The organism is Streptomyces purpurogeneiscleroticus (assembly GCF_020024005.1).
In the GTDB taxonomy this organism is placed as follows: Bacteria; Actinomycetota; Actinomycetes; order Streptomycetales; family Streptomycetaceae; genus Streptomyces; species Streptomyces purpurogeneiscleroticus.
The window spans coordinates 1-19,572 of the sequence record NZ_NHSG01000303.1 but is presented as its reverse complement, the minus strand read 5'-3'; the positions used below and the strand labels follow the sequence as shown (position 1 = coordinate 19,572).

General features: G+C 72.3%; 16 protein-coding genes. 7 read left to right on the top strand and 9 right to left on the bottom strand.

Features of this window, described 5'->3' with window-relative positions:
* The first annotated feature begins 136 nt into the window (after nucleotides 1-136).
* Nucleotides 137-1,168: an SMODS domain-containing nucleotidyltransferase gene (locus CCS38_RS19605; protein WP_223734598.1), complete on the top strand. Its 1,032-nt coding sequence runs from the start codon at nucleotides 137-139 to the stop codon at nucleotides 1,166-1,168.
* A gap of 71 nt (nucleotides 1,169-1,239) precedes the next feature.
* On the opposite strand, the gene CCS38_RS19600 is transcribed toward CCS38_RS19605, so the two are convergent.
* Together CCS38_RS19600 and CCS38_RS19595 are read right to left on the bottom strand one after the other, a co-directional pair.
* On the bottom strand, nucleotides 1,240-3,579 hold the full coding sequence (locus tag CCS38_RS19600; protein ID WP_223734597.1) for a glycosyltransferase family 4 protein: 2,340 nt from the start codon (nucleotides 3,577-3,579) through the stop codon (nucleotides 1,240-1,242).
* Between the two features lie 177 nt (nucleotides 3,580-3,756).
* A complete protein-coding gene (locus CCS38_RS19595) occupies nucleotides 3,757-4,329 on the bottom strand; it encodes a PadR family transcriptional regulator (protein ID WP_223734596.1) in 573 nt (190 codons plus the stop codon).
* Nucleotides 4,330-4,434: 105 nt separating this feature from the next.
* Between CCS38_RS19595 and CCS38_RS19590 the strand changes: the two genes are divergently transcribed.
* Nucleotides 4,435-4,899 (top strand): nuclear transport factor 2 family protein, encoded by a 465-nt coding sequence (locus CCS38_RS19590; RefSeq protein ID WP_223734595.1) that lies wholly within the window; start codon nucleotides 4,435-4,437, stop codon nucleotides 4,897-4,899.
* Between the two features lie 34 nt (nucleotides 4,900-4,933).
* Here the strand turns inward: CCS38_RS19590 and CCS38_RS19585 are convergent, their stop codons facing one another.
* On the bottom strand, nucleotides 4,934-6,247 hold the full coding sequence (locus tag CCS38_RS19585) for an MFS transporter (protein WP_223734594.1): 1,314 nt from the start codon (nucleotides 6,245-6,247) through the stop codon (nucleotides 4,934-4,936).
* 141 nt (nucleotides 6,248-6,388) lie between these two features.
* Between CCS38_RS19585 and CCS38_RS19580 the strand changes: the two genes are divergently transcribed.
* The 3 genes from CCS38_RS19580 to CCS38_RS19570 all read left to right on the top strand — a co-directional run bounded on the left by CCS38_RS19580 (nucleotide 6,389) and on the right by CCS38_RS19570 (nucleotide 10,401).
* Nucleotides 6,389-8,140 carry an IlvD/Edd family dehydratase gene (locus CCS38_RS19580; protein ID WP_223734593.1) on the top strand — a complete coding sequence of 584 codons (1,752 nt, stop codon included), beginning with the start codon at nucleotides 6,389-6,391 and terminating at the stop codon, nucleotides 8,138-8,140.
* A gap of 8 nt (nucleotides 8,141-8,148) precedes the next feature.
* Nucleotides 8,149-8,871 (top strand): FadR/GntR family transcriptional regulator, encoded by a 723-nt coding sequence (locus CCS38_RS19575; protein ID WP_223734592.1) that lies wholly within the window; start codon nucleotides 8,149-8,151, stop codon nucleotides 8,869-8,871.
* 108 nt (nucleotides 8,872-8,979) lie between these two features.
* A complete protein-coding gene (locus CCS38_RS19570; protein ID WP_223734591.1) occupies nucleotides 8,980-10,401 on the top strand; it encodes a HEAT repeat domain-containing protein in 1,422 nt (473 codons plus the stop codon).
* 19 nt (nucleotides 10,402-10,420) lie between these two features.
* Here the strand turns inward: CCS38_RS19570 and CCS38_RS19565 are convergent, their stop codons facing one another.
* The 4 genes from CCS38_RS19565 to CCS38_RS19550 form a co-directional block, all read right to left on the bottom strand.
* The gene (locus CCS38_RS19565; RefSeq protein WP_223734613.1) at nucleotides 10,421-10,612 is read right to left on the bottom strand and encodes a hypothetical protein; all 192 of its coding nucleotides are present in this window, start codon (nucleotides 10,610-10,612) and stop codon (nucleotides 10,421-10,423) included.
* Between the two features lie 47 nt (nucleotides 10,613-10,659).
* The gene (locus CCS38_RS19560) at nucleotides 10,660-10,935 is read right to left on the bottom strand and encodes a hypothetical protein (RefSeq protein ID WP_223734590.1); all 276 of its coding nucleotides are present in this window, start codon (nucleotides 10,933-10,935) and stop codon (nucleotides 10,660-10,662) included.
* A 154-nt stretch (nucleotides 10,936-11,089) separates the two neighbouring features.
* Entirely contained in the window at nucleotides 11,090-11,509 is a 420-nt protein-coding gene (locus tag CCS38_RS19555; protein ID WP_223734589.1) for a CBS domain-containing protein, read from the bottom strand.
* 169 nt (nucleotides 11,510-11,678) lie between these two features.
* Nucleotides 11,679-12,083: a rodlin gene (locus tag CCS38_RS19550; protein WP_223734588.1), complete on the bottom strand. Its 405-nt coding sequence runs from the start codon at nucleotides 12,081-12,083 to the stop codon at nucleotides 11,679-11,681.
* A gap of 527 nt (nucleotides 12,084-12,610) precedes the next feature.
* On the opposite strand from CCS38_RS19550, the gene CCS38_RS19545 reads away from it, so the two are divergent.
* Both CCS38_RS19545 and CCS38_RS19540 read left to right on the top strand, forming a co-directional pair.
* Complete coding sequence (locus tag CCS38_RS19545; protein ID WP_223734587.1) at nucleotides 12,611-13,489, top strand: putative protein N(5)-glutamine methyltransferase; 879 nt, start codon at nucleotides 12,611-12,613, stop codon at nucleotides 13,487-13,489.
* A 77-nt stretch (nucleotides 13,490-13,566) separates the two neighbouring features.
* Nucleotides 13,567-14,682 (top strand): glutathione S-transferase family protein, encoded by a 1,116-nt coding sequence (locus CCS38_RS19540; protein ID WP_223734586.1) that lies wholly within the window; start codon nucleotides 13,567-13,569, stop codon nucleotides 14,680-14,682.
* 36 nt (nucleotides 14,683-14,718) lie between these two features.
* Here CCS38_RS19540 and CCS38_RS19535 read toward each other — a convergent pair whose 3' ends face one another.
* The gene (locus CCS38_RS19535; RefSeq protein ID WP_223734585.1) at nucleotides 14,719-17,829 is read right to left on the bottom strand and encodes a glycoside hydrolase family 2 TIM barrel-domain containing protein; all 3,111 of its coding nucleotides are present in this window, start codon (nucleotides 17,827-17,829) and stop codon (nucleotides 14,719-14,721) included.
* Nucleotides 17,830-17,884: 55 nt separating this feature from the next.
* On the bottom strand, nucleotides 17,885-19,537 hold the full coding sequence (locus CCS38_RS19530; RefSeq protein ID WP_223734584.1) for an amidohydrolase: 1,653 nt from the start codon (nucleotides 19,535-19,537) through the stop codon (nucleotides 17,885-17,887).
* Nucleotides 19,538-19,572 lie beyond the last annotated feature (35 nt).

Below are 19,572 nucleotides of genomic sequence, written 5' to 3'. Positions count from 1 at the left end.
CGACCCCTTCCGCTGAAACGATTCCCCGCTACGCTCGCTCCTCCCCGGAAGCGTCCGGCCCGGCCGCCGGCGCCCAACCGGAACATCCGGCATGCCCCCTCGTCCCGCTGACGTCGAGAGAAACGAGCCCTTCGCGATGACGTACACCGCCAGGACCGCATTCGGCGACTTCGACCAGGCTCTTGCCCTGGAACCCGGCCGCTACGAGAGGGCCCGTCGCCGGCACCGCCAGATCACCGCGGCGCTGAAGAACGTGGGTCTGATCGAAAGCAGCTGCCTGCAGGGCAGCTTCGCGCGCAAGACCCGTATCGCCCCGCTGGACGACATCGGCATGGTCATGGTCTTCCACCGGCGCTTCGCCCGCCTCGTCAAGCGCCCCGGCGGCGCCGCCGACGCCATGGCGATGCTCTGCGACACGGTCACCGAGGCGTTCCCCGGCTCCCGGTTCGGCGACGAGGACCGCACCTCCCGCGCCCTCCAGGTCACCTTCGCCGACCTGGACGTGACCTTCGGTCTGACCCCGGCCCTCGCCGACCCGCGCTGCACCGACCTGCTCACCGCCAACTGGGAGCGGGACACCTGGGAGCGCTCCACCGTCCGTACGCTCAACCGCGTCATCGGCCGGCACGACCACGCCACCGACGGCCGCTTCGTCCACCAGGTCCGCATGCTCAAGGCGTTAAGGGGCAGCCACCCCGTCCTGCGCGGGACCAGCGGTCTCCTGTGGGAGGCGCTGGCCTACGAAGCGGTCTCCGGACCGCGGCAGCACACCGACGCGGTCGCGGGCACCCTCGCGCACGCCGCGCAGGCCGTCACCGGCCCCGTCCTGGACCCCACCGGCTCCGAGGACCTCACCGCCGACTGGTCCGAAGCACAGCGCGCGGCCCGCGCCGAGGTGCTGGCCGCACTGGCCGCGCAGGCCGCCGAGGCCCGCCGCCGGGAGCAGGCCGGCGACCACACCGACGCCATCGGGATATGGCACGACGTGTTCGGCGCGCCCTTCCCGTCCGCGGCCGACGCACGAAGCGCCGAGACGGCCGGCGGCACCGGACACCGCGCGACCCGCCGGCGCAGCGCCCCGAGCCCGCGTGCCCGCTCCTTCAGCCCCTTCCTGGGCCGCCCGGTGACGTGGTCGGTCTTCGCCGGTACGACGAAGCCCGTGAACTGAAGCGCGCCGGCGGGGCACACCCGCCGGCGCGCGGGAGACGGTGGCTCAGCCGTTCCCGGTGGCCCAGCCGTTCACAGATGCGCGCACCGGGGTGCGGCCGCGTGGACGGCCGCGGTGTCCGGCGCCGGAGCCGGCGCGGCCACCAGGGCCAGGTCGTTGGAGTCGGTGAAGTACGGGCGGACCCGCGCGCGGGCCGCGCCCTCGCCGCGGAACGCCGACGGATGGGTGTCGATGTCCTTGCGGGCGACGATGTCCCCGCCGATCCGCCCGATCCGTACGGCCATGCCGCCCGGCAGCATCAGCCGCAGGTCCCAGAACTCCCGGTCCCGCGGCGCCGACCCGGCCACCCGGCCCGTGAAGTCCTCGTGCGGCAGCAGCACGCAGAACCGGCCGGCGCCCAGCTCCGTCGCGGGCAGCCGCAGCACCGTCGGCCGCGTGCCGCGGCGCGTCGCCGTCACCACCGCCTCCGCCGACGGCTCCGCGCCCAGCAGCTCGGCCTCGACGTACGTGACCGAAGGCCCGACCGCGACCCACACCGCCTCCGCGTGGACGGCGCGCTGCCACACGCGCAGCGCCAGCCGCCCGCGGTCGGTGGCGTACGGGATCCAGGACCGCACGGCGCCGTCGGCCACCTCCGGGGCCCGGCCGACCAGCGCGGCCCGCTCCACCATCGTGGACCGCACGGGCCGCAGCGCCCCGTCCGCGCGCCGCCGTACCCACGCCTCCCAGTGCCCCTCGGCGAGCGACACCCGGGCCAGCCGCAGCCGGACCCGGAACGGGCCGCCGCGGCCCTCCCGGACGGGCGGCGGCAGCGGTACCCGCAGCTCCTCGGCGGAGTTGCGGCGGCGCAGTACCAGGTCGGCTGGGCCGGTCAGTCCCGCGGCGGGGAACGTCAGGACCAGCGCGCCGTCCTCGGCCACCGCGCAGCGCGCCTCGGGGCGCAGACTGCGTGCCGTGCCGTCGGCCCGCGCGGCGGCCGCGGGGGAGACCCTCCGCAGTATGCCGAGCAGCGGCACGGCGGTTGCCGGGCGCTGGAGCAGGGGGCGTGCCATGCGCCGGGCGAGCGCCCTGCCCGCGCGCAGCGCCCTGCCGTGCCCCGCAGTACCGGTGTACCCGCCCAGCGCGTGCGCCCCGCCGGGCTTCTTCCGCGCCTCCGGAGGAGCGCAGCACTTGCCCGTCTTCGCGGCGAGGTCCTCGAAGAGCTTGACGTAGGCGTGGGCGACGGCTGAGGGCGCGTAGTCCAGCGCCTTGGCGCGCGCCGCCGCGGCCATCGCGGCCCGCCGCTCGTCGTCCGCGATCAGCTCCAGCAGCGCCGCGGCGAACTCCTCGGCGTTCCCCGGCTGGACGAGCAGCCCGTCCACCCCGTCCGAGATGATCTCGCCAGGGCCGAACGGGCAGTCCGTGGCGACCACCGGCAGCCCGGCGTGCATCGCCTCCACGATCGTCATCCCGAAGGACTCGCCGTCCGAGGAGACCGCCGCGATCGACCCCTTGGCCCACTCCGGCTCGATCGGCGCGTGCGCGCCCATCATCGTCACCTGCTCGCTCAGCCCCAGCTCGTGGATGCGGGACCGCAGCGCCCGCGCCTCGGGACCGCGCCCGTACAGCCGCAGCCTCCAGTCGGGCCGCTGCTCCACCACGCGCGCGAACGCGTCGATCAGCAGCCGGTAGTTCTTGATGCGGATGAGCCGGCCGGCGGCGACCACCAGCTTGTTGCGCCCCGAGGAGGGCGACACGTCCGGCTGCGGCACCGCGTTGGGGATGCAGCGGATCTCCGTGGTGACGTCGGGCAGCGCCTCGCGGTAGATCCGGGCGTCCTGCCGGGACACCGTGACGAAGGCGTCCAGGCGGCCCACCGCCGCGTTCTGCGCCGCCCGCTGTTCCGGCCGGTGCATGTCGTAGGTCAGGTGTTCCTGCCCGACGAGCAGCGCGCGGGCGGGCCCGAAGCGTGCCAGGTAGACGTTGACGCCGGGCCGGGTTCCGATGATCACGTCCGCGTCGGTGTCGCGGAGGTAGTTCTCGATCCGCTCGTCGACCAGTGCGCTGCAGTGCTTGTACGGACCGTCGGAGGCGGGGTAGACGCGCGAGGGGTTGCCCTTCGGGTCGTGCGCCGGATCGAAACCGGGCCGGTCCTTGCGGGCCTCGACCAGCGGCACGGTCCGTACGCGGGGGTGGACGGACAGGGGCGGTGTTTCCCGGCTTCTGATTATCGAGACGATCTCGACATCGTGCCCGGCCTCCGCCAGGGCGCCGGAGAGGTTGACGGTCGAGCGGATGGTGCCGCCGATGCCGTAGAGGTTGAAAAGGAGGAAGCACACCTTGAGACGGCGTGCTGCCCACACAGGGGGCGGAGGACATGCCGCCGCTTCCCGGATCATGCCTGACACGACCACGTCGTCACGCTTCTGCACAGAACCGGAGAATATGACGTGAATTGATACTCTATGAGTTTTCGCGCGAGCGTGTCGCGAACCTGCCCCCCAAACGGCCGGTATGCATCGTGCCTGGTGAAAGGGGTGACGGGCGGCGCCGACGGGTCGCGGTGTACAGCGGGGGGCCGGGTGTTTCAGGCCAGCCGCCGGGAGAGTTCAGAGGCCGTGATGCGCACGGTTCCCGCGGGCCCGGAGCACGGCGATGGTGCGCCGGCACCAGTCGTGGTGTTCCCGCTCGAAGCCCAGGCCGCGCAGGCAGGTGAGGTACGGGCCGATGCGTTCGCCGGTGCGCAGGAACTCCGCCTCGTCCAGATCGCCGCGGAGGTGCCGGAGGATCTTCGTGAAGAGTTCCGTCTTCGCGGCGGCGACCGCCATCCGCTCCTCCAGCTGCGCGATCACCGGCGCGGCGTCTACGCGGTCCACGGCCTGTACCTTCACCAGCAGGTCGTCCCGGATGAAGGACGGTTTGGCGGTGGCCGCCGCGAACCGCTGCAGCTCGGCGAGGCCCGCTTCGGTGACCGTGAAGAGGCGCTTGGTGGGCCGGGTCTCCTGCACCACCTGCCGCCCGCTGACCAGCCCGTCCTTCTCCAGCCTGGTCAGCTCGGCGTACAACTGCTGTGGCTGTGCGTGCCAGAAGTTGGCGACGCCGACGTCGAACGCCTTGGCCAGTTCGTAGCCGCTGTACTCGCCGTCGAGCAGCGCGGCGAGCACCGCGTGGCGGAGCGCCATCGCACCGGACCCCTTTCCCTTTCCCGCATGCTTGTGCATCATCATAGTCATCAATCTGACTACTCATGATTCTGACTACTCAGCTATGAGGAGAAGGAGCGGGGAATGGTGCAGCAGACGGCGGACCGGTTCCGGGCGGCAGTGGAGAAGGGGGATCTCGGGGCGATCGAGGAGCTGTTCGCGCCGGACGTGCGGTTCTACAGCCCGGTGAAGTTCACCCCCTTCGAGGGGCGTCCGATGGTGATGGGGCTCTTCGGGGTGCTGCTGCGCACGTTCGAGGACTTCCGGTACATCGGGCGGTTCGAGGGAGCGGCGGAGACGAGCGCGCCGGCGGCGGCGGGTGACGGCGGTGGGGCGATGGACGCGAGTGTGCTCCTCTTCCGTACGACCGTGCGCGGGAAGGAGATTCACGGCATCGACCTGCTGCACTTCGACGAGGACGGACTGATCAAGGAGTTCACGGTCATGGTCCGGCCGCAGTCCGCGGTGGCCGCGCTCGGCGCCGCGGTGTACGAAGGGCTGGTCGCGGACGGGCTGGTGCCGGGGCCGGACGCCGCTCCGCGGAGCTGACGGCCGGCCCCCGCCACAGCCGCTCGCGGACGGCTCAGGCCGTCGTCCGCTCCGGGGACGGGTCCCGCGGGGCGGACGCCGCCGTACCGCCGCCCTCGATCAGCCGGCGGATCCCGAAGGTGGCGACGGTGGCGACGGCCATCGCGGCGACCAGGAACCACAGCCCCGTCACGGCGGAGCCGGTGCGGTCGGTGATGACACCGATGCCCATCGGTCCGAAACCGCCGCCCAGGTTGCCGACCGCGTTGATCATCGCGATGCCGGACGCCGCCTGAATACCCGTCAGGAAGCGGGAGGGCAGCGTCCAGAGGACGGGCTGGGCCGCGTAGAGGCCGACCGCGGCGAGGCTCATCAGGGCCACCTGCACCACGTGGTTGCCGACCAGCGCACTGCCCGCCAGGCCGGCCGCGCCGAGCGCCGCACACCCGGCGAGCCACGGATAGCGCGACCCGCTGCGGTCGGCGAGCCTGGGGACCACATACAGGCCGACGGCCACGAAGACGTACGGGATCGCCGTGATGAAGCCGGTGGCCGTCGTGGACAGCCCGCCGAAGCCGTCGACGATCGTCGGCAGCCAGAAGCTCAGCCCGTAACAGCCCAGCGGGAAGCAGAGGAAGTACAGGGCCAGGGCGACCACCCGCCGGTCACGCAGCGCCCGCAGCGGACTGCCGTGCGCGGCGCCCACGGAGTCGGCCTCGGCGGCGAGCTCGGCCGCGAGCCAGCCCCGCTCCTCCGTGCTCAGCCAGCGCACGCCCTCCGGCCCGTCGGGCAGCAGGCGCAGGGTGACGAAGGCCAGTACGACGGCCGGCGCGCCCGTCGCGATGAAGATCCACTGCCAGCCGTCCAGCCCGAACGTGCCGTGCAGCCCGCCGAGCGCGCCCATGTACGGATTGCCGAGGATGAAGGCGAGCGGCTGGGCCATCATGAACCAGCCGACCACCCGGGCGCGGTAGCGGTACGGGTACCACTTGGTGAGGAAGTACAGCACGCCCGGGTAGAAGCCCGCCTCGGCGAGGCCGAGCAGGAAGCGGGCGAGGTAGAACTGCCAGGTGGTGCTGACCGCCGCGGTGAGGACCGTGACCAGGCCCCAGCTGAGCATGATGCGGGTGAACCAGCGGCGCGCGCCGAACCGCTCCAGATAGATGTTGCTCGGTATCTCGAACACCGCGTACGCGACGAAGAACGCGACCTGGCCGAGGGTGAACGCGGCGTTGGACAGGCCCAGTTCGTGCTGGAGCGTCAGTTTGGCGAAGCCGACGTTCGAGCGGTCGACATACGCCACGAGATAGAGCAGGACCAGGAACGGCATCAGCCGCCAGGTGACCGCCTTCATGGCTCGCTTCTCCACGCGGCTCTCCACTTCGTCGGCTCGTTCGTCGTCGAACTCTGGACGCGGCGGGACCGTATCGTGCTTTGATAGCACCATTGAAGGGGTCGGCAGGACACGGCTTGGAAACGGCCGCCCCGCACCGCGTCGGAAGGACTTCACATGGCAGTGAACGACCGGCAGCAGCCCACCGGTGCAGCCGCACCGCTCCGCTCCCGCGCCTGGTTCGGCGACGGCGGCAAGAACGGCTTCATCGCCCGGCACTCCCTGCGCGCCATGGGCCGCGGCGGGCACAACTTCGACGGCCGCCCGGTCATCGGCATCTGCAACACCTACTCCGAACTGACGCCCTGCAACGGCCACTTGCAGATCCTCGCGGACGCCGTGAAGCGCGGTGTACTGCAGGCCGGCGGCTTCCCGCTGGAGTTCCCCGCGATGTCGCTCGGCGAGCCGATCATGCGCCCGACCACCATGCTGTACCGCAACCTCGCCGCCATGGAGATCGAGGAGCAGATCCGCGCCAACCCCCTGGACGCCGTCGTCCTCCTCACCGGCTGCGACAAGACCACCCCCGCGGCCCTCATGGGCGCCGCCAGCGCCGGTGTCCCCGCGCTCGTCTTCACCGGCGGGCCCACGCTCAACGGCCGCTTCAGGGGCCGCGCCGTCGGCTCCGGCACGGACGTCTGGCGGATGACCGAGGAACTGCGCGCGGGCACGGTCACCCAGGAGGAGTTCACCGAGTTCGAGACCGCGCTGACCCGCAGCGCCGGCCACTGCATGACCATGGGCACCGCCTCCACCATGGCCTGCCTCACCGAAGCGCTCGGCATGATGGTCCCCGGCGGCTCCGGGCTGCCCGCCGTCGACTCCCGCCGCGGCACCCTCGCCGAGGAGACCGGCATCCGCGCCGTCGAACTGGCCGGCTCCGACCTCACCCCGCAGCGCATCATGACCCGCGCCGCCTTCGAGAACGCCATCCGCATCAACGCCGCCATCGGCGGCTCCACCAACGCCGTACTGCACCTCCTCGCCCTCGCGGGCCGCCTCGGCGTGCCGCTCGCGCTGGACGACTTCGACCGCCTCGGCGCCGAACTCCCGCTGCTCATCGACCTGATGCCGTCCGGCCGCTTCCTGATGGAGGAATTCGCGTACGCGGGCGGGCTCCCGGCCCTGATCAACGACCTCCGCGACCATCTGCACCACGACACCGTCACCGTCACCGGGCGCAGCCTGGTCGACAACTGCGCCGGCGCCGAGGTCCACGACCGCGAGGTCATCCGCCCGCTCGACCGCCCCGTCCAGCCCGCCGGCACCGGCACGGCCGTACTCCGCGGCAACCTCGCCCCCGACGGCGCGGTCATCAAGCAGTCCGCCGCCGACCCGAAACTGCTCAGCCACACCGGGCCCGCCCTGGTCTTCGACTCCCTCGACGACTACCTCGCGGTCGCCGAGGACCCGGACCTCGACGTCACCGCCGACACCGTCCTCGTCGTCCGCAACACCGGCCCGAAGGGCTACCCCGGCATGCCGGAGGTCGGCAACGTCCAGCTGCCCAAGAAGCTCCTCGACGCCGGCATCCGCGACCTGGTCCGCATCTCCGACGCCCGGATGTCCGGCACCGCGTACGGCACCTGCGTCCTGCACGTGGCCCCCGAAGCGGCGGTCGGCGGCCCGCTCGCCCTCGTCCGTACCGGCGACTCCGTACGCCTCGACGTGCCGGCCCGACGCCTCGACGTCCTGGTCGCGGACGAGGAACTGGATCGCCGCCGCGCGGCCTGGCAGCCGCCCCGCGCGCCCGCGGAACGCGGCTGGAGCTACCTCTACGACCGGCACGTCACCCAGGCCGACACCGGTGTCGACCTGGACTTCCTGCGCGGGTCCACCGACTCCACGCCGCCCCGCCAGGCGTTCTGAGGCCCGGCATGGAACTTCAGGGCCTGCACGGGCAGGTGGTCGACCGCATCGGCCGGTCGCTCGCCGCGGACGAGATCCGCGCGGGCGAGGTGCTGCGCCTGGAGGACGTACAGGAGCGGTACGGCGTCTCGCGCACGGTCGCGCGCGAGGCCGTCCGCGTCCTGGAGTCCAAGCGGGTCGTCACCAGCCGCCCCCGGGTCGGCATCACCGTACGCCCGCTCACCGAGTGGAACCTCTACGACCCGCAGGTCATCCGCTGGCGCCTCGCGTCCCCCCGGCGCGAGGCCCAGCTGCGCGAACTGGCCGAACTGCGGGCCGCCGTCGAACCGTCCGCCGCCGCGCTCGCCGCATCCGGCGCGGCCCCGGACGCCCGCGCTGCGCTGACCGCCCACGCCCACGCCATGGCGGAAGCCGCCCGGGCCGACGACCGCCGCCGCTTCGTCACGGCGGACGCGGCCTTCCACCGGACCCTGCTCACCGCGTCCGGCAACGGCATGTTCGCCCAGCTCGCCGAGGTCACCGAAGAACTCCTGACCTCCCGTCACGACCTGGCCCTGATGCCCCCCGACATCGACATGACAGCCGTCCACCGCCACGAAGAGGTCGCCGCCGCAGTCGCGACGAGCCGCCCGACCGAGGCAGCCGAGGCCGTCGTACGCATCGTCAACGCGGCCCACGACGAGGTCGAACGCCTGCTGGCGGGCGCGGGGGGCTGCGGGTACGGGGGGTGAGGGAAGCCTGGCAGGTGAGGTGAGTATTTCGTCCGCCGCAATTGGCGTGACCTGCGAGTACTCCGCGTTCTACGATCAACGGGTACAGCCGGGGAAGCGGGGGCGGGAATGCGTGCGGACATCAAGGTTGGCACTGGGGCGGCGGTGCGACTCGCGCAAGGTGCGCCGCTGCGGGACGTGCTGGACATTGATGCCCCCGATGACTGGCTCGCACTGGACGCGGGGGTGCGGGCGGTGGCCTGGTACCGGTCGGAGCCCGTGCCGGACTGGCAGTACACCGCTCCGTTGCCCGACGACGTGACCCGGCTCGGCGAGTCCCGGCTCGCGCTCGCCCTCTGCCACCACGACGGACGGATCCGTGACGCGGCGGTAGGTCGGTCGAGGCAGTACCCCGCCCTGCTTCCGCTGATCGTGATCCGCTGCGCCGACTGGGTAGCTCCCGTGCGCGAGCGTGCCCGGGAGTTGCTCTGCGAGGCCCTGGACGGGGACACCGCCGCTGGCCTCGCGCCGCTGATTCTGCGCGTCGGCCGCCGTAGCAGAGGTGCCTTCGGCGTCCAACTGCTCGAAGAGGCCATGCGCCGGGGCTCCCACGGGTGCCTCGACGCTCTCATCGCCGACCCCGACCGCACCGTACGGCGGTTCGCCTACCGATTGGCCGTCGAGCAGCGGCTCCTGGGCCCCGTCGAGCTGGCCCGCGCGGCGAACCGGGATACGGACACCGTGGTTCAGGATTTGTGCGCCACTGCCGCGCTCGCGGCGCTGCGGGACGAGGACATCCACGACGACGTGCTCGCATTGCTGTTGACCGCGCGCAACCCCCGCACCCGTTCGACCGGCGTCACCGCGCTGCGGCGGGCGGGGCGGCCGCAGCAGGCTGAGGGGTTCCTCAGTGACCGGTCCGCAGTGGTGCGCGCCTGCGCCCGGTACGTCGTACGACAGCACGGCGGTGATGTGACGGCCTGGTACCGGAAGCGGTGCGCGGCACCGGACGATCCCGAGCTGCCGCCCGGCGCGGTGATCGGGTTGGCCGAGTGCGGAGACCGTGCCGACGCGGGGCTGCTGTGGTCGTTCCTGGCGCATCCGGCAGCCGGGGTCCGGGCGCAGGCGGTGGCTGGGCTGCGGGCACTGGACCGCGCGGACGCGCAACGGCTGCGGCCGCTGCTCGACGACCCGGCCCCCGGTGTCGTACGCGAGACAGTCACCGCCCTGCTGCCGTCGGCGAAGGACCTGCCCGCCGACCGGCTGTTGGAGCGCATCGCGCCCGACAAGCCGCGGCACGTCCGGGTTGCTGCGTTCCGGCTGCTCGACGCGCACGGCGGGGCCGTCGCGTTGCGAGCGGCAGTCGGTCTGCTGGACGACCCGGACGCGAAGCTGCGCGCCTGGGCGGGCCAGTCTGTACAGAGATGGCGCCCGTCGGCGGACGTGCGGCCCGGCGACGCGGAGATCGGCGAGCTGCTCGACCGGAGCCGGCATCTCTTCAGCGACTACGTCCTGCGTCGGCGCAAGTGGGAGGCCGGGCTGGCCGGATGAGGCTCCGGGGCTCTCCGGATCAGAAGTACACGATGCGCACGACCGTGACCGTCAGGACGCTTTCGCTGACGTAGTAGCGGATGACGACGCCGGCGACGGTTGCTTCCCGGCGCTCGCGTTCTTTCTTTATGGCGGTCGAGCCGTGGCCGTACGGGTCGTCGGCGAGGCGGCGCATGGCCGCGTCGAAGCGGGTGCGCAGTGCGGTGTCCATGGAGTCGCGGGCTTGGTCGGCAGGGGGTGCGTACTGGAGGCGGCGGGTCACGCCACCTCCGGCCGGCTGTCGTCGGCCGGTACGGCACCGATGTCCTCGCCGCGCTCCAGGCGCTCGAAGAGCTCCTGGTCCTCGAGGTCGGCGCCGGTGCCGCCCAGGGCCCATCGGGCCAGTCTGGCGGGCAGCTCGCCGGCCGGGACGTGCGGAATCTCCTGGTCGAACGCGCGCGCCTGTTCCTCGTCGAGTTCGGCGCGGATACCGGCGATGGTGCCCGGCAGCTCCACCAGCTCTCCGGCGATCACCGTCTTCAACGTCGCCTCCACGGCCGGCCTCCTCGCGCGACCACCTCGCGCCACGGACCACCGTACGCCCAACGGGCCCCGTTGTGTCGCGCGTACCGAGAACACCCGCCGAACCGGCGGTGGGCCCGCGGTGCGGGCCCACAACGGGTCGGAACGGCTGCTGGACCAGCGGTGATCAGCGCTGTGCCGTGATGCTTTCGGTCCAGTCGGCCATCTGGTCATCGGTGAGGTGACCGGCCAGATCGGCTTCGCTGATCATGCCGACCAGTCTCTTGTTCTCGATCACCGGCAGCCGGCGGATCTGGTGTCCCCGCATCTCCTCCAGCACTTCGCTGACGTCGGCACCCGCGTCGATCCAGCGGGGCGTGCCCTTTGCCATCTCGTGCGCCGTGACCTGGGACGGATCGTGTCCCATGGCCACGCAGCCGACCACGATGTCGCGGTCGGTGAGAATGCCGCACAGCCGCTCGTTCGCGTCGCTGATCGGCAGGGCTCCCACATCGAGCTCCCGCATCAGCTGCGCCGCGCGGTCCAGGGTCGCGTCCTCGGGGATCCACTGGGCGCCGGGGTGCATGATGTCTCCGGCAGTGGTCATGGACCGTACCTCCCATGCCGGACGGCCGGCGCGACGCCGGGCGCGCCGCAGGTCCCGGCCCTCCCATTGTGATCGCCGGTGCGCGCTCCCGCATGTGGGGGAGCGGGAACGTGCCGCGGGGCACCACCGTCGCCGTGACGGTGGTGCCCCGAGGGGGTACGGATACGGCTCAGCTGTTGCCGTGACCGTTCTCGGAGAGCACCGGGAGGTCGTCGATGAGGTGCGACAGCGGCTCGTCTCCCTTGTTCTGGGTGGAGTTCTTGGTGCACTGCTGGTTCTGCGGGTTCGCCAGGACGTTGACGTCCTGGACGGTGATCGGGATCAGGCCGATCAGCGAACCGACGTTGACCTTGGCGGGCAGGCCGATGCACAGGTCGTTGAGCGAGTTCTGGACCAGACCCGCCTGCGGGCTCTGCTGGCCGTGCGTGGCCGCGTTCCCGTACGACGTCGAGGCACCGTTGCCGCTGAGGTTGTGGGCACCGGAGTCGTCACCGGCGGCAACGGCGGTGCCCGCACTGGCGGCGAGGCCGGCGGAGGCGAGGGTGAGGGCGGCCAGGGTGGCACGGATGCGCATGTCTCTCCTTGGGACAACGGCAATGAAGGGAGGTATGGCCCAGTACATCCCCATGCACATGCTGTCCTGTCTTATTCACCCATCTATCGGCGTGTCCGCGCGGATTGCCGTCATGTGAGCCTTGCGTGGTGTGTGGTGCGTTGCGTGGTGTAGGGGAGCGGGAGTCACTTGACGGTTTTTTGACAGTGGTGCCTGGGATGACGGACATGGCAGTGGTTCGATGTGGGCAGTGGTGACAACGTGTCTCACAGTGCCGGTGTCGTCCGGCACCGGAGACCGGGCCGGCGGGCCCCCGTCCTTCGTGTTACCCGGACCCCGTACCACGGTGGACGGCGCGGCCCGCCGGTCGTCCGGTACTGTGGGCAACCGCAGTGATCGCTGACGACCGAGGAGGTGAGACCCATTACCGCTGTACCAGGCCGGGTTCTCCCTGCTCGCATCCGCGCGGTCCCCGCGGCGCCACCGGCGTAGCGGGCCGTAGCGAGGGAGCGTGCCCGGCAGTCGCCAGGCACATCCGAAAGGCTCCCATGTCACTTCTCGCGTCCTCCCTGCTCCCTTCCCTCCGCTCCGCCGCCGTCGCCCGGCTCCGGGCCACCGGCTCGGTCTTCGCCGAGGACGAGGCGGACCTGCTCCTCGCCGCGGCCGGCGACCCGGCCGCACTCGACGTCATGGTGGCGCGGCGCGCCGCCGGTCTGCCGCTCGAACTGGTGCTGGGCTGGGCGGAGTTCTGCGGTCTGCGGGTGGTCGTGGCCCCCGGCGTCTTCGTACCCCGCCGCCGCACGGAATTCCTCGCCCGGCAGGCGATCGCGCTCGCCACGGCCGCCGTCCGCCGTCCCGTCGTCGTCGACCTCTGCTGCGGCTCCGGCGCGGTCGGTGCGGCGCTGGCCGCGGCCGTGCCCGCGCCCGGCGTCGAGCTGTACGCGGCCGACATCGACCCGGCCGCGGTCCGCTGCGCCCGCCGCAACATCCCCGCCGCCGTGGGCGAGGTGAGCGAGGGCGACCTGTACGAAGCGCTCCCGGCAGCCGTGCGCGGCCGCATCGACGTCCTCGTCGCCAACGTCCCGTACGTCCCCACGCAGCAGGTCGGCCTGCTGCCGCCGGAGGCCCGTGACCACGAGCCGCTGGTCGCGCTGGACGGCGGCGCCGACGGCCTCGACATCCTGCGCCGGGTGACGGCCGCGGCGCCCCAGTGGCTGGCGCCGGGCGGCCACCTCCTGGTCGAGACGAGTGAACGTCAGGCGGTGTCCGCCGCCGAGGTGTTCCGCCGCAGCGGCCTGACGCCCCGGGTGGTCACCTCGGAGGAGGAGTACGCGACGGTCGTCATCGGCAGCGTCGGCCGTGGCGAGAGCGGGAGCAAGAGCGCGAGCGGGAGCGCGGGCCCGGGCCGCTCTGGACCGCGCGGCTGATGTGCGGTGAGGATCGGATCATGGCGGGAACCCATCCGCAGAGACCGGCCACCCGCACACCGGAGGGAGACGGACGGATGACCACCCACCGTTCCGCCGACACCAGCACGCCCGGCACGAGCACGTCCAGCACCAGCACGTCCAGCACCAGCACGTCCGACACGAGCACGTCCGGCACGAGCGCGTCCGAGGGCAACACCGAGTACGGCAGGAGGAGGTTCAAGCGGTCCCGGAGCCACTTCGCGGACCGGATCACCGCGGACGGCCGGGACGGCTGGCCCGTCGAGGCCGGCCGCTACCGCCTCGTGGTCAGCCGGGCCTGCCCCTGGGCCAGCCGCGCCCTGGTGTCCCGGCGGCTGCTCGGCCTGGAGGACGCGCTGTCGCTGGCCATCGCCGACCCGATCCAGGACGACCGCAGCTGGCGCTTCACCCTGGACCCGGACGGCCGCGACCCCGTCCTCGGCATCCGCTACCTCAGCGAGGCGTACGACGCGCGCGAGACCGGGTATCCCGGCGGGGTCAGCGTGCCCGCGATCGTCGACGTACCGAGCGGCAAGCTCGTCACCAACGACTTCCAGCGGATCACCCTCGACCTCGCGACCGAATGGACCGCGCTGCACCGCCCCGGCGCGCCCGACCTCTACCCGGAGCCGCTGCGCGCCGAGATCGACGAGGTGATGGAGGGGGTCTACCGGGACGTCAACAACGGCGTGTACCGGGCCGGGTTCGCGACCGGGCAGCGGGAGTACGAGGAGGCGTACGAGGACGTCTTCCGCCGCCTGGAGTGGCTCTCGCGGCGGCTGGCCGACCGCCGGTACCTGGTCGGGGACACCCTCACCGAGGCGGACATCCGGCTGTTCACCACGCTGGTGCGGTTCGACGCCGTCTACCACGGCCACTTCAAGTGCAATCGGTACAAGCTGACCGAGGACCCGGTCCTCTGGGCGTACATGAGGGACCTCTTCCAGACGCCCGGGTTCGGCGACACGGTCGACTTCGACCACATCAAGCGGCACTACTACCAGGTGCACACCGGCATCAACCCGACTCGCGTAGTGCCGCGCGGGCCGGATCTCAGCGGCTGGCTGACCCCGCACCACCGGGAGGAACTGGGCGGTCGCCCGTTCGGCGACGGCACGCCCCCGGGCCCGGTCCCGGCCGGCGAGGAGGTCCCGCCGGCCGGGCGCCCCTGAAAGCGGCGCGGCGGCCGGCGTCCTGGACGCAGGCGCTTATGCGGCAGTGGCGAGCCGGACGATGCGGAAGAATCCGTTGGCCCGGTCGGGGTGACGGCTTGTCAGCTCCAGCCTGACCCGGGTGGTACGGACGGCGTCGAACGTCACCCGGGTGGGGGAGTTGGAGGTGTCCGCCCACTCGATGCGGACGTGGTCGGCCGGTACGTACTCCCTGCCGTCCCAGTAGCTGACGGCGATCGCCTCGGGCAGTGCGTAGGTGTCGTCGTCCGTCGTGAACGACACGTCCAGGCCGGAGACGTGGCGGCGGCGCGGCCAGGTGACCGAGACCCAGTCCTTCGCGCGCGCCGCGCTGATGGCGGGCAGCAGGGCCGTCGCTGCCATGCGGTAGTAGTTGGACCAGCCCGTGGCCGCGTCGCCGTCGAGCATCGCGGCGGGCACGGTGTCGGGCGCGCCGGAGAAGCTCGCGTCCGCCGTCGGGGCGCCGGACGTCGCCTCCCGTACGCCGGCGGCCGCCGCCGCCGGGGCGAGGGCTCCGAAGGTGCCCCGGCCGCGCCCCGTGACACGGATCCGGGCCGACGCGGTGTGCAGCCCGCTCGCCCGTGCCGTGACCGTGACCGCCGCGGCCCCGTCGGCGGGCCGGACGATCGCGAGGGCCTTCCCGTGGAAGGCGGACCGGACGGGCGACCGGTAGTTCTCGGCGCTCTCCTGCTGCCCGTTGTCGGCGCCGACGAGATGCCCGCCGGTGACCTGGAAGGTCAGCGCGTGATCGGCGCCGGGCACGAGGACGCCCCGGGAGTCGGTCACCTCGGCGGTGACGAAGACCAGGCCGTCAGCGGTCGTCTCCGTCCGGTCCGGCGTCAGCCGCACCGCCGCGGCCTCGCCCGCGGTCCGCAGGGTGTCGCGGGCGACCTCGCGCCCGTTCCGCCGTGCCACCGCCACGAGCTTGCCCGCCTCGAAGGGCACCTGCCAGGTGAGGTGGAGCCGCCCCGCGCTGCCGTTGGGGCTGGTGTAACTGCCCGGGTACGGCCCCGAGGTGACGGTCTTGTCGTCTCCGGTCGCCTCGGTGGTCTCCAGGTACTCCCGCCCGTCCGTCGTCCTCTTCCGGTCGAAGCGGCGCACCCCCAGCGACCGGCCGTTGAGGAACAGCTCCACACTGTCGGCGTTGGAGTACGCCCAGACCGCCACGGTGTCCTTGGGACGGTGTCCGGTCCAGTCCATGGGCACCAAGTGCACCATGGGCTCCTCGCTCCACTGGCTGCGGAAGAGCGAGAACTGGTCCTTGGGGAAGCCGGTGGTGTCGACGGCGCCGAAGAACGAGGACTTCACCGGGAAGACGTCGTCGTACGGTGTGGGCTCACCGAGGTAGTCGAAGCCGGTCCAGAGGAACTGGCCGCCGAAGAACTCCCGGTCGCGGTCCTTCTTGAGGGCGTACTCGCCGCTCATCGTCCACGACTCCAGGTTGTTGTCGTACGACGAGGCGCCGCGCCGCCCGGGCGTGTAGTTCTCACCGGTGTTGAGCAGCCCGGGGCTCTCGTACACACCGCGGGTCGAGGTGCTCGACGAGCTCTCGGACTCGAAGAGGAAGGTGTCCGGGTACTTCTCGTGCAGCGCGTCGACGGAGGCGGCCGTGTTGTAGTTGAGCCCGACGCCGTCGAGCATGCGCAGGATGCGGTCCTGCGGCGAACCGTCCTTCGGCACGCTGCGGTACTTGTCCGAGCCGATCACCACGGCACGGGTCGTGTCGACCGACTTCACGGCCTCGATCAGCCGCTCGGCCATCGCCACTCCGGCTTCGGTGGTGCTGTCCGGGATCTCGTTGCCGATGGACCACATCACCACGGCGGGCGAGTTCTTGGCCGCGTGCACCATCTCCTTGATGTCGGCGTCGCTGTGCTCGTCGAAGAACCGGCCGTAGTCGTACGGGTTCTTCGGCGTGCGCCAGCAGTCGAACGCCTCGACCTGGAGCAAAATCCCCAGCTCGTCGCAGAGCGTGACCACCTGGGGAGCCGGCGGGTTGTGCGAGGTCCGCAGGGCGTTGACGCCCATCTCCCGCATGATCTCCAACTGCCGCCGGGCCGCGTCGGGGTGGAAGGCGGCGCCCAGCGCACCGAGGTCGTGGTGCAGATTGACGCCCCGCAGCTTCATCCGCTCCCCGTTGAGCGAGAAGCCGTGGCCGGGGTCGAATGTGGTCCACCGCAGCCCGAAGGACGTGCGCGTCTCGTCGACGGTCCGGCCGTCGACGGTGATGCGGGTGTCGACGGTGTAGCGGTGGGGGCGGCGCACCGACCAGAGGCGGGGCTCGTCGATGCGGAGATCGAGCGTTGTCGTCGTGGCATCGCCGGTGAGGGTGGCGGGGGCGGAGACCGACCCGACCCCCCGGCCATTGGAGTCCCGGACCGTCGCCGTGACCTCGGCCCGTACGGAGTTCCGCGCCTCGCTCACGGCGGCCACCGCCACGCGGACCGCGGCATGGCCCTGCTCGACGGTCCGCGCCAGGTCCGGCGTGGTGACCGTGACCCCGTGCCGGACGATGTGCACGGGATCGGTGACGACCAGCCGTACGTCCCGGTGGATGCCGCTGCCGGAGTACCAGCGGCTGCTCGGCACCTGGTTCCGGGCCCGTACGGACAGGGTGTCGGCCGTCCGTCCGTCGGTGTGCGCGCGGCCGGTGAGGTCCACGGCGAAGCCGGTGTAGCCGTACGGGTGGGTGGCGACCAGCTCCCCGTTGAAGTGCACCTGCGCGTCCATGTACACGCCGTCGAACTCCACGGAGATCCGCTTGCCCGCGGTCTCCGCCGGGAGCGTGAAGGTCTTCGTGTACCAGCCGAGCCCGCCGGGGAGATAGCCGCTGCCCGCCGTGGTGCGGTCGTCCTTGACGGGATCCAGGCCGATGCTCCAGTCGTGCGGCACGTCCACGTCGCGCCAGGCCGGATCGCCGTCCGCGGGCCGGGGTGCCTCCTCGCCCGTCGTGTTCACGAGGGCGAACCGCCATCCGCGGCAGAGATCGATCTCCCGGCCCGCCCCCTCCGTGGCGGTCGCCGCCCGCCCGGCCGCCCGAGCCGTGGCACCCAACGCCGGCTGTGCACCGAGGACTCCACCGAGGGAGGCGCCGGCGCCGCCCAGAACCACGCGTCTTGAGATGGCCATGCCGCTGAGTCTGTCGAGTCCTGTTGATATATGTCAATGAACACAACAAAACTTCTCAACTAGCGGCAGAGTGCACCAGGACGCCGCCGACATACGTCTGCAGAACCCGTGTCGCCGCGATGTCGCCGGCCGGGTCCTCGAAGGGGTCGCGGTCCAGGACGGCGAGGTCGGCCAGGTTGCCGGCGCGCAGGGTGCCGGTGTCGTCGAGGTGGTTCACATACGCGCTGCCGGCGGTGTACGCCGCGAGGGCCGCGCCGAGGTCGAGGCGCTGTCCGGGAAGGAAGGCGGGGGAGTCGGCGGGGGCGTCCGGCCGGCAGCGGTGCACCGCGGTGTGCAGTGCGGCCATCGGGTCGGGGCTGCTAACCGGCCAGTCGCTGCCGGCGGCGAGCGTGGCGCCGGAGCGGAGCAGGTCGCCGAAGGGGTACTGGTGGGCGGTCCGTTCGGCGCCGAGGAACGGGATGGTGAGCTCGTCCATCTGCGGCTCGTGCACGGCCCACAGCGCCTGGATGTTGGCGGTGGCACCGAGGCGGCGGAAGCGGGGGACGTCGTCGGGGTGGACGATCTGGAGGTGGGCGAGGTGCGGGCGGTGGTCGGTCCAGCCGTTGGCCTTCCGCGCGGCCTCGACCGCGTCGAGGGACTCCCGGACGGCCCGGTCGCCGAGCGCGTGGAAGTGGACCTGGAAGCCGTGCGCGTCCAGTTCCGTGACGTAGTGGCGCAGCGCCCCGGGCTCGATGAAGGAGATGCCGCTGTTGTCGGAGGCGCAGCCGCAGGCGGTGAGGTAGGGGTGGAGGAGGGCGGCCGTGTGGTTCTCGGCGATGCCGTCCTGCATGATCTTCACGGTCGTGGCGCGCAGCCGACCGGCCGTCAACTCCTCGCGGCGAGCGAGAAGTTCGGGCAGCTGCTCGGTGCCGCGGGCCCGGTCCCACCACAGTGATCCGGTGACCCGGGCGGTCAGCCGTCCGGAGCGGACGGCGGCCGCGTAGGCGGGGGAGGGGTCGGCCATCCCGGCGTGGTTGCCGAGCAGCGCGTCCTGCCAGGCGGTGATGCCGTACGAGTGGAGGAGCGCCTGGGCGCGCAGCAGTCCTTCGGTGAGCGTGGCGAGGGTGGGCGCCGGGACGGCGGCGGCGACCAGCATCATGGCGCCCTCCTGGAGCATCCCGGTGGGGTGCCCGTCCGCCTCCCGCTCCAGCCGGCCGTCGGCGGGGTCGGGCGTACGGGCGTCGAGGCCGGCGCGTTCGAGGGCGCGGGTGTTGGCCCAGCCGCCGTGGTGATCGCGGTTGACGAGGTACACCGGGCGGTCGGGCACGAGCGCGTCGAGGAACTGGCGGGTGGGCGTGCCGCCGGGGAATGCCTCCATGGACCAGCCGCCGCCGGTGATCCACTCCGCTTCGGGGTGCGCGTCGGCGTACGCGCGGATGCGGCGGCGGTACTCCTCGGCAGTGACCGCTCCGCTCAGGTCGCACTGCCCCAGTTCCACGCCGCCGCCCACCGGGTGCACATGCGCGTCCTGGAAGCCGGGCACGAGCAGCCGGCCGTGCAGGTCGACGACTTCGGTACGCGGACCGATCAGCTCGTGCACCTCGTCGTGTCCGACGGCGACGATGCGCTCGCCGCGCACGGCGAGGGCGGTGGCGCGGCTGCGGGCCGGGTCCACGGTGTGGACGGGGCCACCGGTGAAGACGAGATCGGCGGGGTGCGAGTGCGACATGTCCGGGCTCCTGGGTCGAGGGGAGGGGTCGAGGG

Bases quoted from the DNA above. Each gene is read 5' to 3' on its own strand.
- CCS38_RS19540 (WP_223734586.1), top strand. From the start codon at position 13,567: ATGACCACCCACCGTTCCGCCGACACCAGCACGCCCGGCACGAGCACG.
- CCS38_RS19555 (WP_223734589.1), bottom strand. From the start codon at position 11,509: ATGACCACTGCCGGAGACATCATGCACCCCGGCGCCCAGTGGATCCCC.
- CCS38_RS19545 (WP_223734587.1), top strand. From the start codon at position 12,611: ATGTCACTTCTCGCGTCCTCCCTGCTCCCTTCCCTCCGCTCCGCCGCC.
- CCS38_RS19575 (WP_223734592.1), top strand. From the start codon at position 8,149: ATGGAACTTCAGGGCCTGCACGGGCAGGTGGTCGACCGCATCGGCCGG.
- CCS38_RS19590 (WP_223734595.1), top strand. From the start codon at position 4,435: ATGGTGCAGCAGACGGCGGACCGGTTCCGGGCGGCAGTGGAGAAGGGG.
- CCS38_RS19580 (WP_223734593.1), top strand. From the start codon at position 6,389: ATGGCAGTGAACGACCGGCAGCAGCCCACCGGTGCAGCCGCACCGCTC.
- CCS38_RS19570 (WP_223734591.1), top strand. From the start codon at position 8,980: ATGCGTGCGGACATCAAGGTTGGCACTGGGGCGGCGGTGCGACTCGCG.
- CCS38_RS19565 (WP_223734613.1), bottom strand. From the start codon at position 10,612: ATGGACACCGCACTGCGCACCCGCTTCGACGCGGCCATGCGCCGCCTC.
- CCS38_RS19530 (WP_223734584.1), bottom strand. From the start codon at position 19,537: ATGTCGCACTCGCACCCCGCCGATCTCGTCTTCACCGGTGGCCCCGTC.
- CCS38_RS19595 (WP_223734596.1), bottom strand. From the start codon at position 4,329: ATGGCGCTCCGCCACGCGGTGCTCGCCGCGCTGCTCGACGGCGAGTAC.
- CCS38_RS19535 (WP_223734585.1), bottom strand. From the start codon at position 17,829: ATGGCCATCTCAAGACGCGTGGTTCTGGGCGGCGCCGGCGCCTCCCTC.
- CCS38_RS19550 (WP_223734588.1), bottom strand. From the start codon at position 12,083: ATGCGCATCCGTGCCACCCTGGCCGCCCTCACCCTCGCCTCCGCCGGC.
- CCS38_RS19605 (WP_223734598.1), top strand. From the start codon at position 137: ATGACGTACACCGCCAGGACCGCATTCGGCGACTTCGACCAGGCTCTT.